The sequence below is a fragment of the Variovorax sp. LARHSF232 genome (assembly GCF_052871435.1).
Window position 1 is genome coordinate 15,406 of record NZ_JBIXJS010000020.1, and the last position, 13,067, is coordinate 28,472.

The 13,067-nt window shown below is 67.8% G+C and carries 7 protein-coding genes; 6 read left to right on the forward strand and 1 reads right to left on the reverse strand.

The annotated features are described in order from the left end of the window. The first annotated feature begins 2 nt into the window (after positions 1–2). Positions 3–677 carry a protein-L-isoaspartate(D-aspartate) O-methyltransferase gene (locus tag ACIPRI_RS26575; RefSeq protein WP_446622789.1) on the forward strand — a complete coding sequence of 225 codons (675 nt, stop codon included), beginning with the start codon at positions 3–5 and terminating at the stop codon, positions 675–677. Positions 678–748: 71 nt separating this feature from the next. Here ACIPRI_RS26575 and ACIPRI_RS26580 read toward each other — a convergent pair whose 3' ends face one another. Beyond that, complete coding sequence (locus tag ACIPRI_RS26580; protein WP_446622790.1) at positions 749–1,906, reverse strand: alpha-hydroxy acid oxidase; 1,158 nt, start codon at positions 1,904–1,906, stop codon at positions 749–751. Positions 1,907–2,514: 608 nt separating this feature from the next. On the opposite strand from ACIPRI_RS26580, the gene ACIPRI_RS26585 reads away from it, so the two are divergent. The 5 genes from ACIPRI_RS26585 to ACIPRI_RS26605 form a co-directional block, all read left to right on the forward strand. Then, positions 2,515–4,086 carry a TolC family protein gene (locus ACIPRI_RS26585; RefSeq protein ID WP_446622791.1) on the forward strand — a complete coding sequence of 524 codons (1,572 nt, stop codon included), beginning with the start codon at positions 2,515–2,517 and terminating at the stop codon, positions 4,084–4,086. A gap of 136 nt (positions 4,087–4,222) precedes the next feature. Further along, complete coding sequence (locus tag ACIPRI_RS26590) at positions 4,223–5,062, forward strand: efflux RND transporter periplasmic adaptor subunit (protein WP_446622792.1); 840 nt, start codon at positions 4,223–4,225, stop codon at positions 5,060–5,062. A gap of 11 nt (positions 5,063–5,073) precedes the next feature. Then, positions 5,074–6,537: an efflux RND transporter periplasmic adaptor subunit gene (locus ACIPRI_RS26595; RefSeq protein ID WP_446622793.1), complete on the forward strand. Its 1,464-nt coding sequence runs from the start codon at positions 5,074–5,076 to the stop codon at positions 6,535–6,537. Further along, complete coding sequence (locus ACIPRI_RS26600; protein WP_446622794.1) at positions 6,534–8,708, forward strand: HlyD family efflux transporter periplasmic adaptor subunit; 2,175 nt, start codon at positions 6,534–6,536, stop codon at positions 8,706–8,708. Before ACIPRI_RS26595 ends, ACIPRI_RS26600 begins: the two co-directional genes overlap by 4 nt. Positions 8,709–8,823: 115 nt before the next feature. Beyond that, positions 8,824–13,067: Ig-like domain-containing protein (locus ACIPRI_RS26605; protein ID WP_446624511.1), on the forward strand; the 4,244-nt coding region annotated here is incomplete at its 3' end.

Genomic DNA, 13,067 nt, shown 5'->3' on the forward strand with positions numbered 1-13,067 from the left:
CCATGAGCGAATCGGACTTCACGCTGTTGCAGCAGCGCATGCTGGCCGAGATCGCCGCCAAGACGGTTTTCTCGACCACGTATCTGGGCAAGGCGGCGCTGGATCCGAGGGTCATGAACGCCATGGCCACGGTGCCGCGCCATGCGTTCGTGCCGTTCGAACTGCGGCCCTACGCCTACGTCGATTCGCCGTTGCCGATCGGCTACCGCAAGACGATCTCACAACCCTTCATCGTCGCCGTGATGACCGACCTGCTCGGTGTGCAACCGACCGACACGGTGCTCGAGATCGGTACCGGGCTGGGCTACCAGTCGGCCATCCTGTCGGGGCTCGCGCGGCGCGTCTTTACGGTCGAGATCATCGAGGAACTGGCCGAGCAGGCCGCGCAGCGGCTGGCCGACCAAGGGTACGACAACGTCGAGATCAGGATCGGAAACGGCTGCCATGGCTGGCCTGAACGTGCACCATTCGACAGGATTTTGGTGACCGCGGCCCCCGAGCTGATCCCGTCGGCGCTCATCTATCAGTTGAAGCCGGGCGGCACGATGGTGATACCTGCCGGGTTGCCCGATGCACAGCAACTCATCCAGCTCAAGAAGGACGCGCAGGGTTCAGTCACGACAAGGGAAGTCTTCCAGGTGCTTTTCTCGACGCTTGAGGACGACACCTTGCCGTGAGAAGGCGAAAAAAACCGGGCATTGTGCCCGGTTCTGTCACGGCATGAGGTATCTGGAGCCTTAGAAGAGCCTTAGAAGCTACCCGGCAGTAGGATGCTCGAGTCCACTTGGTCGATCTGCGTCTTTCCGCAAAAAGCCATCGTGATGTCCAGCTCCTTGTGGATGAGCTGCAGCGCGCGCGTCACGCCGGCCTCGCCGTAGGCGCCCAGGCCGTAGAGAAAGCTGCGGCCTATGAGAGTGCCGCGGGCGCCCAGTGCGCGCGCCTTGAGCACGTCCTGCCCGCTGCGAATGCCGCCGTCCATCCAGACCTCGATCCTGTTGCCCACCGCGTCGGCGATGGCGGGCAGGGCATCGATGGAGGCCGGTGCGCCATCGAGCTGGCGCCCGCCGTGGTTGGAGACGATCAGCGCATCGGCACCGCTGTCGGCGGCGATCAGCGCGTCTTGCGCATCCATGATGCCCTTCAGGATCAGCTTGCCGCCCCAGCGGCGCTTGATCCACTCGATGTCGTTCCAGTTGAGCGAGGGGTCGAACTGCTCGGCCGTCCAGGCTGCGAGCGAGGACACGTTGCTCACGTTCTTGGCGTGGCCCACGATGTTGCCGAAGCTGCGCCGCTGCGTGCCCAGCATCCCCAGGCACCAGCGCGGCTTGGTCGCCAGGTTGATCAGGTTGGCGATGGTGGGCTTGGGCGGCGTCGACAGCCCGTTCTTGATGTCCTTGTGGCGCTGGCCCAGCACCTGCAAATCGAGCGTGAGCTGCAGCGCCGAGCAGTTGGCCGCCTTGGCGCGATCGATCAGGCGCTCCATGAAGTCGCGGTCGCGCATCACGTAGAGCTGGAACCAGAAAGGGTGGCGGCCGGTGTTCTCGGCGATGTCTTCCAGCGAGCAGATGCTCATGGTCGACAGCGTGAAGGGAATGCCGAAGGCCTTGGCGGCGCGCGCGCCCAGGATCTCGCCGTCGGCATGCTGCATGCCGGTGAGGCCCGTGGGCGCGATCGCCACCGGCATCGCCACCTCCTGCCCGACCATGGTGGTGCGGGTGGAGCGGCCTTCCATGTTCACTGCCACGCGCTGGCGCAGCTTGATCTTGCGAAAGGCGTCTTCGTTGTCGCGGTAGGTGCACTCCGTCCATGCGCCCGAGTCGGCGTAGTCATAGAACATGCGCGGCACGCGGCGCTTGGCAATGACGCGCAGGTCTTCGATGCAGGTGATCTTTGAAAGGTCGGGCACGCGGGGGGTCTCCTGAGGGGCGCCGAAGCATGGCGCGGGAGCGCCGATTATCGGGAGCCGGGCGCCTGCTTCGCCGACAGGCGCGCCGCCGCAGGTCCGCACGTCGACCGGTGCTACCGCCATGTCTGGACCCGATACGTCGGAAAGAGCCCCCTTGCGCTTCACATCGGGTCGGTCAATTCTCTGCCCAATTCGGCGCCTCGCGGATGCATGCGCCGCGTTGTCGAATTGATCGATGCCGGAAATTGATCGGGTCAGTTCCGATGAATGCAATTGCGCAGGCAATTTCTGGTGGCCATGTTTTCTGGTGTGTGATGTTTCCTGTGATTGCCGGTCCGTTCACTTGGCAATCTCGATGATTTCCCTGCTGAATTCAGAAGATTCCTATTCGATCTTGGCAAATTCCTATTGATTTGCGATTGACCAAAATTTCATCGTGAAATAAGCCATGGATTACGAGAAACAGTCGCATAACAATGGTTACATCGCGCCTTGTCGGGTCGATAATTTCCCCACTTCAATGCGATCTTCTCTGAATTGATTGGAGGCAAATCAATGCCTTATTCGATCGTATTTCTTCAGGTCAATCACACACATCGGAACTCCTCATGAACTCCACCTTCGAGTCGGGCGCCGCGCGCCGTGCGCAACCCAAACTGTTCACCCGCAGCCGTGCCGCGCAGGCCGCGCTGCTGACGCTGGTGCTGACCGGATGCGCCGTGCAGCCCACGTCCTTCACGGCGCAGGAGAACGATGCGCGGGCGCTGGACCTGACGGCGCGCGTGGCCGCCGGCCAGGAGCCGGTGAGCCGCCCCATCGACCTGTACGAGGCGATGGCGCGCGCGCTCAAGTACAACCTGGACGGGCGCGTCGAACTGATGAACCTGGCGCTGAGCCAGCGCGAACTGGATCTCAAGAGCTACGACATGCTGCCCAAGGTGGTGACGTCGCTGGACTACGCCGGGCGCGACAACTACTCGGGCGGCATCAGCCGTTCGCTGCTGACCGGCCGCACCTCGCTGGAGCCCTCGACCTCTTCGGACAAGAACGTGCTGTCGGGCGACCTGTCGCTCAGCTGGGACGTGCTGGATTTCGGCCTGTCGTACGTGCGCGCCCAACAGGCGGCCGACCAGGTCAATGTGGCTGAAGAGCGCAAGCGCAAGGTGGTCAACCGCATCGTCGAGGACGTGCGCAGCGCCTACTGGCGCGCCGTCAGTGCCGAGCGGCTGCTGGGCAAGATCCACGAGCTGGAGAACACGACGCAGAACGCGCTGGCGCAGGCCGAACGCCAGGAGAAGGCGGGCCTGTCGGCCCCGCTGGCGCCGCTGACCTACCAGCGCGAACTGCTGAGCATCCGGCGCGACGCGCAGGCCCTGGGCCGCGAGCTGGGCGTGGCCAAGCAGCAATTGGCGGCGCTGATGAACCTGGCGCCGGGCACCCAGTACACGGTGGCGATGCCCTCGCAGTCGATCGAGTGGAAGCCGCTGGCGCTGCCGGGCATCACGAGCAACGACAACGCGGCGCTGCTGCGCACGGCCATCCAGAACCGGCCGGAGCTGCGCGAAGTGGCCTACCAGCTGCGCAGCAACGACAAGGAGAGCACCGCGGCCTATCTGCGGGCGCTGCCCAGCCTGCGCGTGTTCGCCGGCCTGGACTTCAGTGACAACAGCTTCCTGTACAACAACAACTGGGTGGGCTGGGGGGCGCGTGCCAGCTGGAATGTGCTCAACGTGTTCCGCCTGCCGGCCGAGAAGGCCAAGGTCAAGGCCCAAGGCCAGCTGCTCGACCAACGCCAGCTGGCCCTCACCACGGCGGTGGCCACGCAGGTGGAAGTCAGCCGGGCGCGCTACGCGGTGCGCCTGCAGGAGCTGAAGACGGCCAAGCGCTACTACGACGTGCAGGCGCGCATCGAGGGCCAGATCGAGGCCGGCTACAAGGCCGAGAAGCTCAGCCGCCAGACGCTGATCCGCGAGGAGATGAACACGCTGGTCTCGCAGGTGCGCTACGACATGGCGCTGGCCGATCTGCAAAACGCCTACGCCAACGTGTACGCCTCGCTGGGCATCGACCCGGTCGAAGGCGACATGAGCACCACCGAGCCGGTGGCCGAGCTGGCCGGCAAGCTGCGCGACATGTGGGCCAAGCGCCACGACGCCGTGGCCGGCGCGCCCCAAGCCTGAGAAGGCTCTTGAGAGCGGGGACACCCCCGCTTCCCTTCATCCAAGCCGCATTCCAAAAAGGCCGCCGTAACAGGGGCGGAGGCCGCCGCATTGCCGACTGACGGATCGACCACCCCTGGCGCTATTGGAGCTGAACATGAAACAAACCCATTCCTCGCTGACACTGCCGAAGCGCCCTGGCGCCCATCGGCTGGCGGCGCTGCTGCTGGCAAGCCCGATGGCCTGGGCCGCCACGCCGCAAGCCGACGCCAACGTGGCGCGCGGGGTGCTGCGCGCCGAGCGCGAAGCCGTGCTCTCGTCCTCCGTCTCGGAGCGGATCGTGCGCATGCCGTATCGCGAAGGCGATCACTTCAAGAAGGGCGCCGCCCTGGTGACTTTCGACTGCGGCCGGCTGTCCGCGCAGCTGCGCGCGGCGCGCGCCGCCGCCTCGGTCGAGGCCCGCAACGCCAAGGTGCAGTCCGAACTGCTGGCCATGGACGCCACCGGACGCGCCGACGCCGACATCGCCGTGCTCAAGGAAAAGGAGCGCAATGCCCAGGCCGACGTGATCAGCCAGAGCATGGTCGGCTGCAAGGTCGGGGCGCCCTACAACGGCCGCGTGGTCGAGACGATGGTGCGGCCCAACGAGACGCCGCCGGCCAACGAGAAGCTGATCAAGATCGTCAGCGACGGTCCGCTGGAACTGCACATGGTGGTGCCGTCCAAGTGGCTGCAGTGGCTGCACAAGGGCTCCACCGTCGCCTTCAAGATCGACGAGACCGGCGACACCCTGCAGGCCAAGGTCCAGCGCATCTCCGCCGCGGTCGATGCCGTGAGCCAGACCGTCAAGGTCGTGGCCTCGGTGGACAAGGCGCCTGCCAAGGTGAGGCCCGGCATGAGCGGCCGCGCGCTGCTCGAGGGCACGGAGAGCGACCCGGCGGCGGCATCCGGCGCGGCTTCGACCGTCGCCGGGACCGCCGCGCAAGCCGCACAGTGAGGGCGGGCACCATGACGGCACTTGCCACCGCCCCTCGAAACGATGCGAAGAACCCGCCGAAGCAGGCGGCGCGAAGCGCTTCCAGTCCGTCGGCCATGCACCTCATCCGCATCGAAGGCGAGATCCGGCGCTGTGCCACCCGCGAGGCGCTGTGGCAGCACCTGGCCAACGAGCCGGTGGCGCTGCTGCCCTTCCGGCAGGCCGTGGTCCTGCAGGCGAACAACGTTGCCGCGCCGCGCCGGCGCTGGTTGCACAGCGCGTCGGCCACGGCGCCGCAACACGAGGCCCGGCCGTGGAAAGCGGTGGCTGTTTCCGGCCTGGCGCGCGTCAACCGCGACGCGCCCATGATCCGCTGGTACGAGAACATCGGCGCGACGCTTTGGCAGCAGCCCGGCGAGGCCGCGCGCAAGGTGCAGCTGTTCGAGCTGCCGACCCATGCCGATCCGGCCGACCCGTGCACCGACGAAGCCTCCCTGCGTCACCTGATGTGGGTTCCGCTGGCCGATGGAGAACGGCCCGTTCGTGCCGGCTGGCTGCTGGCGCGCGAGCTGCCGTGGGACGACGCGCACTGCAAGCTGGCCGAACGCCTGGCCCTGGCCTACGCGCATGGGCTGAGCGCCATCGCCGGTCGCGACAAGCCGCCGGCCGCGTGGCGCAAACACCCGTCCAAGCTCGGCCTGGTGGCCGTGGCCGCCGCCGCGGCGCTGGTGTTCGTGCGCGTCCCCCTCACGACGCTGGCGCCGGTGGAAGTCACGCCGCAGGACCCCTTCGTGGTCGCTGCCCCGGTGCGCGGCGTGGTCGAACGCATCCTGGTGGCGCCAGGCGCACAAGTGAGCGAAGGCACGCCACTGGTGCAGCTGGTGGACACCACGCTGAGCAGCAACTTCGACGTCGCCAACCAGAAGCTGGAAGTCGCCCGTGCCAAGGTGCTGCGCCTGCAGCAGGCTGCGGTGGACGATGCCACGGCCAAGCACGAGCTCGCAATCGCGCAGACCGAGCAAAGCGTGGCAAAGGCCGAGCGCGACTACGCACAGGCCATGCTGGACAAGTCGATCATTCGCGCCCGCCAGGCCGGCGTCGCCTTGTTCGGCGACCCGCGCGACTGGGCCGGCCGGCCGGTGGCGGTGGGCGAGGCCATCATGCGCGTGGCCGACCCGAAGCTGGTGGAATACCAGATCAAGGTGCCGGTGGCCGATGCCGTCAACGTCCACGAGAACGCCCGCATCAAGGTGTTCCTGGACGCCGCGCCGATGGCGCCGCTGGACGCGCACGTGGTGCGCGCCGCCTACAAGGCCGAGCCCGACGCCACCGGCATGGCGAACTTCGCCGTCACCGCCCGCGCGGACGACGCGAATGCGCCTCCAGAGCGCCTGGGCCTGCGCGGAACGGCGCGCGTGTATGGCGAGCCGGTCTCGCTCATCTACTACCTCCTGCGCCGCCCGATCACCGCGCTGCGCCAATGGAGCGGGATATGAACGCCACGCACGCACAAGCCATGACCACCGCGCCGGCGCCCGCGGGGCAGAACGAATTCGGCAGTCTGCCGCTGCCTGAACTGCGGCAGGACCTGCGTCTGATCGAGGGCGGCGCAGACGGTGTCCGCGCCGGCCAGCCCACGCAGCGGCGGATCCACGACCCGGTGGCCCAGCGCTTCTTCGCCATCGACCGAGGTGCCGTCGACATGCTGTCTCACTGGGACGCGGGCACCGTCGGCCGCATGCGCGCCGCGGTCGAGCAGGCCGGCGCGGACGCGCCCAGCGACGAAGAGATCAGCGCATTGCTGAATTTCCTGCAGCGCAACGAGCTCCTCGAAGCCGTGCCGCAGCAGACCTACGCGCGGGTGCGCCAGCAGTCACAGGCGCGCAAGCGCTCGCTGGGCAGCCACCTGCTGCACGGCTACCTGTTCTTCAAGGTGCCACTGGCCCGGCCCGACGCCTTCCTTCGGCGCACCCTGCCTTGGGTCTCGGTGTTCTTCAGGCCAGGCTTCTGGCTGGCCATCGCGGTGCTGGCGCTGCTGGGCCTGTATCTCGTGTCGCGCCAGTGGGACCCGTTCCTCGCGACCTTCCCGGACATGTTCTCGGTGGCCGGCGTCGTCACCTACGGCCTGAGCCTGGCGATGGTCAAGACGCTGCACGAGCTGGGCCACGGCTACACCGCGGTGCGCATGGGATCGCGCGTCACGACCATGGGCGTGGCCTTCGTCGTCATGGCGCCGATCCTCTACACCGACACCACGGATGCCTGGCGCCTGCCGACGCGCACCCAGCGCGTCTTGATCGACGCTGCCGGCATGGCGGTCGAGCTCGTGGTTGCCGTGCTGGCCACCTTGGCCTGGGTGTTCCTGCCGGACGGCGGGCTGCGCCACGCCGCTTTCGCCCTGGCCACTGCTGGCTGGGTGATGAGCCTGGCGGTCAACCTGAACCCGCTGATGCGCTTCGACGGCTACTACCTGTTCAGCGACCTGACCGGCTACCCCAACCTGCAGGAGCGCGCCTTCGCCATGGGCCGCTGGTGGCTGCGCGAGCAGCTGTTCGGCTGGGGCGACGAACAGCCCGAGCCGGTGCACGGCCGTCAGAAGCTGTTCCTGATCGCCTTCTCGTACGCCGTGTGGGTCTATCGCTTCTTCCTGTTCCTGGGCATCGCCCTGCTGGTCTACCACTACTTCTTCAAGCTGCTGGGCATCTTCCTGTTCGCGGTGGAGATCGGCTGGTTCATCGTGCTGCCCATCTGGCGCGAAGTGCGCGTGTGGCTCGAGCGCAGAGGGCAGGCCGGACGCCGGCTGCGCTTTACCAGCCTGGCGCTGCTGCTGCTGGCGGCGGTGCTGCTGGTGCCTTTCCCCTACACGGTGCGCATTCCCGCCATGCTGAGCGCGGCCAACCAGGCACCGGCGTTCGCGCCGCAGCCGGCGCGGATCGAATCCATCCGCGTGCGCCAGGGCGATCGCGTGCGGGCCGGCCAGTTGCTGATGCAGCTGTCGGTGCCGGAGATCGACCAGGAGCTGAAAAGCGCACGCGACAAGAGCGTCCTGCTGCAAAGGCGCCTGGACCGCCGCAGCGTCGACGATCGCGACCTGTCGCAGAGCCTGGTGCTTTCGAGCCAGCTGGGCCTGGAAGGCGATCGCATCAGCGGGCTGGAGCGCGAACGCGCCAGGCTGTCCGTGCGCGCGCCGATCGACGGCGTGGTCGTCGACCTGGCGCCCGAGCTGAAGGCCGGCCGCTGGGTCGACGACAAGACCCAGCTGGCGCTGGTCGCGCGGCAGGGCGATCTGGAGGTGCGCGGCTATGTCGATGCCGAAGACCTGCGGCGCATCCAGGCCGGAGCGGCCGGCGAATTCAAGGACGAATTGCACCTGCAGCCGCCGCGCCAGATCGAGATCACGCGCATCGGCGCCTCCGCCGCCGAGGAGCTGGACAACTGGGTGCTGGCCTCCAACCACGGCGGACCGGTGGCGGCCCGGCCGCTGAAGGGCAGGGCAATGCCCGAGCACGCCGTCTTCGAGGTCTCCGCCTCGGCGGCCAATCTCGGCAGCGGCCCGCTGGTCACCGAGGTGCGCGGCGAGATGCAGGTGCGGGGCGCGCCCCAGAGCCTGGCGATGCGCGCGTTGCGCCGAATCCTGCACGTCCTCGTGCGTGAAGCGGGGGCCTGACACCGAGGCGTACCCAAAACTTCCACGCAGCCGGCCTCGTGCCTGGCTGCCTGACATGCCAAGGCCAATCCATCACGCGCCAAGGCTGTCGTTTCGAAAGATCAAGGAGAGAAAAATGTTCAAGTCCACCCCATCCAAGCGCAAGTCCACCGCCGGCGCGCGCCGCGCACCGTCCGTCCAGGCGAGCAAGCGCCACGCTCAACTGCAGGCGCTGGAGCCGCGCGTGCTGCTCGACGCGGCCGCGGCCGCGACGGCCGAGCATGTCGTGGAGCAGGCCCACCAGGCGGCCCCCGAGCAGCAGCCGGCGGACGCCGACGTGGGCGCGGCGCTCGCGCAGGTCGATCAAATGGCGGCGCCCGCCACGCAGGACCCGGCCGTCGGCGCTACGCGCCTCGGTGCCAGCCCCTCGCTGCTGGCCGCCAGCGGCTTGGCACCGACGGTGAGCCCGGGGCACAGCCTGCTGGTGGACGGCTCGTTCGAAGCGGACGGCTGGACGGCGGAAAAGGGATTGCCAGAACACGGCAAGGCTTCATCCTACGGCGTGGGTCCCATTGAAGGTGCCCAGGTCGTCGAGGTCGAAGGCGCGGTGGGCTCGAGCTACATCCAGCAAACCGTCAGCAACCTGGTCCCTGGCCAGACGTACACGCTCAGCTGGTATGCACACACCCGCACCGTCGGTTCCACGGGCAACGACCTGGGGCGCACCACGGTGATCGGCGCCGCGGGGGGTGACGTCGTCTATGACTACGAGACTTCCCGCACCGATTGGCAGCGCTACACCGTGACGTTCACGGCCTCGGAAACTGGCAGCGCCACCATCCGGTTCGCATCGAGGGGCAACACGGACGGCGGGGGTGCCAAGAGCGGCTCGGGTCTCATCCTGGACGCCGCACGCCTGGACGTCGACAGTTATGTCACCCACTACAGCGAGAACGAAGTCGGCGTGGCCGTCGTGGCGCCGGACACCCTGATCACCGACCTGGACAGCGCCAACCTGCAATCGTTGACGGTGAAGATCGGCAACGGCCAGGCGGGCGACGTGCTGGCCCTGGGCGCCACGCTGCCGGCCGGCATCGCCGCCAGCTACGACGCCGATACCTTCACGCTCACCCTCAGCGGCCTGGCCACGCGGGACGCCTACCTGGCGGCGCTGAAGGCGGTGCAGTTCAGCTCCACCTCCGACGCCCTCTCGACGGTCGACCGCAACATCGTGATCAGCGCCAACGACGGCGTCAACGCTTCCAGCCCGGCGACCACGGTCATGAAGATCACGGCGGTCAACGATGCGCCGCTGCCGGTTCAGGTCGACGATGTGCCGGGGCTGACCTTCGACGCGGCCACGGGCGAATACACGATGACGGCACAGGAGGATGCGTCCTTTGCCGGCCGGATCGCGGCGAGCGACGCCGACGGCGACCTCGTGAGCTTCAGCGCCGGCACCCGGCCGGCCAGCGGCACGCTGGTGGTCAACGCCGACGGCAGCTACAGCTACACGCCGGCCAGCGATTTCGCCGGCACCGACAGCTTCACCCTGCTGGCCGACGACGGCCACGGCGGCGTCACGACCATCAAGGTGAATGTGGTGGTCGCGCAGGTCAACGACGCCCCGGTCGCCAAGGACGTCGCCTTCGACATACCGGAAGACGTGCAAATCACGCTCGACCTGCTGGTCAACGACAGCGACGTGGAAGACGGCAAGCCGGTGATCGATTCCATCAACGGCACGGCGCTCACGGGCGGCGTGCAGACCATCGACGTTCCGGGTGGACAGGTGCTCGTCGGCATCGGCGGCACACTGACTTTCGTTCCCGCGCTCAACGTGAACGGCACCTTCACCTTCGACTACACCGTGCGCGACAGCGCCGGCGCCGTCAGCGGTGCCAAGGTGACGGTCAGCGTGGGCTCGGCCGCCGACAGCCCGCTGCCGGCCGCACCTCCGATCTCGGTGCCCGGCCAGACCTTCGACATGGCCACGGGCGAATACACCGCGACGGCGCCGGAGGACGCGCCGCTGGCCGGCCAGGTGTTCGCGGCCGATCCCGACAGCGATCCCGTGAGTTTCAGCGCCGGCACGCGCCCGGCCAACGGCACGCTGGTGGTCAACGCCGACGGCACCTACAGCTACACGCCCGCCGACAACTTCGCCGGTACCGACATCTTCACCATCCTGGCCGACGACGGCCAAGGCGGCGTGACGCCCATCACGGTGAACGTGGTGGTCAATGCCGTCAACGACGCGCCGATCGCCAAGGGCGTCAGTTTCGACGTGCTGGAAGACACGCGCGGCACGATCGACCTGCTAGCCAATGACAGCGACGTGGAAGACGGCAAGCCGAGCCTCGCCTCCATCAATGGCACGGCGCTCACGGGCGGCGAGCAGATCATCGACGTTCCGGGCGGACAGGTGTTCATCGGCATCGACGGCAAGATCGACTTCCTGCCCGCGGCCGACGTGAACGGCGCCGTCAGCTTCGACTACACGGTGACGGACAGCCTCGGCGCGCTCGCCAGCGCGACGGTGACGATCAACGTGATCCCGGTCAATGACGCGGCTCGCGTCGTGGACCCGGGGATCGCAGGCCAGGTCTTCGACGCGGCCACTGCCACGGTCACCGTGACGGTGGCCGAAGACACGCCGGTGGACGGCCGCATCGCGGTCCTGGATCCGGAAGGCGACCTGCTGAACTTCACCGTCGACACGCCACCCGCGCACGGCACGGTGGTGATCAACCTGGACGGGACGTACACCTACGTGCCCGACGCCGACTACAACGGCCAGGACAGCTTCGTCATCATGGTCGACGACGGCCAGGGCAACTTGACGCCGGCCACGGTGATCGTGGAAATCGGCGCCACGCAAGACGCGCCGCGCCTGGTGGATCCGCAGATCCCCGGCCAGAGCTTCGACCCGGCCACCGGCATCACGACCGTGACGGCCAACGAAGGCCAGCCGGTGGATGGCGCGTTCGGCGTGGTCGATCCGGACGGCGACGCATTGGCCATCACGGTGGACACACCGCCCGCCCACGGCGCGCTGGTGATCAACCCGGACGGCACGTACACCTACACGCCCGAGCCCGGCTTCAGCGGCGAAGACAGCTTCGTGGTCATTGCCGACGACGGCAATGGCAACCTGACGCCCATCGTCATCGCGCTGAACGTGCTGCCCGAGGCACCGCAGCTGGTGGACCCGCAGCTTCCGGGCCAGAGCTTCGACGCGGTCACCGGCACCATTACCGTGAACGCCATCGAGGACCTTCCGGTGGAAGGGCGCATCGACGCGCTGGACCTGCAGGGCGACCTGCTGAACTTCACGGTGGATACGCCGCCCGCGCACGGCACGGTCGTCATCAACCTGGACGGCAGCTACACCTACACGCCCGATCCCGACTTCAGCGGCGAAGACAGCTTCATCGTGATGGTCGACGACGGCAAGGGCAACCTGACGCCGGCCACCGTGGTGGTCGCCATCGGCGCGACGGAAGACGCGCCGCACCTGGTGGATCCGCAGATCCCCGGCCAGAGCTTCGACCCGGCCACCGGCATCACGACCGTGACGGCCAACGAAGGCCAGCCGGTGGATGGTGCGTTCGGCGTGGTCGATCCGGACGGCGACGCATTGGCCATCACGGTCGACACGCCGCCGGCGCACGGCGCGCTGGTGATCAACCCGGACGGCACGTACAGCTACACGCCCGAGCCCGGCTTCAGCGGCGAAGACAGCTTCGTGGTGATCGCCGACGACGGCAACGGCAACCTGACGCCCATCGTCATCGAGCTGAACGTCCTGCCCGAGGCACCGCAGCTGGTGGACCCGCAGCTTCCGGGCCAGAGCTTCGACGGGATCACCGGAACGATCACCGTGACGGCCCTCGAGGACCTTCCGGTGGAAGGGCGCATCGAGGCGCTGGACCTGCAGGGCGACCTGCTGAACTTCACGGTGGACACGCCGCCCGCGCATGGCACGGTGGTGATCAACCTGGACGGCAGCTACACCTACACGCCGGACCCCGACTTCAACGGCGAAGACAGCTTCGTCATCATGGTCGATGACGGCAAGGGCAACCTGACGCCGGCCACCGTGGTCGTCGCCATCGGCGCGACGGAAGACGCGCCGCACCTGGTGGATCCGCAGATCCCCGGCCAGAGCTTCGACCCGGCCACCGGCATCACGACCGTGACGGCCAACGAAGGCCAGCCGGTGGATGGCGCGTTCGGCGTGGTGGATCCGGACGGCGACGCATTGGCCATCACGGTCGACACGCCGCCGGCGCACGGCGCGCTGGTGATCAACCCGGACGGCACGTACAGCTACACGCCCGAGCCCGGCTTCAGCGGCGAAGACAGCTTCGTGGTGAT

Excerpts from the sequence above, each read along its gene's own strand:
- ACIPRI_RS26575 (WP_446622789.1), top strand. The coding sequence starts at position 3 with ATGAGCGAATCGGACTTCACGCTGTTGCAGCAGCGCATGCTGGCCGAG.
- ACIPRI_RS26585 (WP_446622791.1), top strand. The coding sequence starts at position 2,515 with ATGAACTCCACCTTCGAGTCGGGCGCCGCGCGCCGTGCGCAACCCAAA.
- ACIPRI_RS26590 (WP_446622792.1), top strand. The coding sequence starts at position 4,223 with ATGAAACAAACCCATTCCTCGCTGACACTGCCGAAGCGCCCTGGCGCC.
- ACIPRI_RS26595 (WP_446622793.1), top strand. The coding sequence starts at position 5,074 with ATGACGGCACTTGCCACCGCCCCTCGAAACGATGCGAAGAACCCGCCG.
- ACIPRI_RS26600 (WP_446622794.1), top strand. The coding sequence starts at position 6,534 with ATGAACGCCACGCACGCACAAGCCATGACCACCGCGCCGGCGCCCGCG.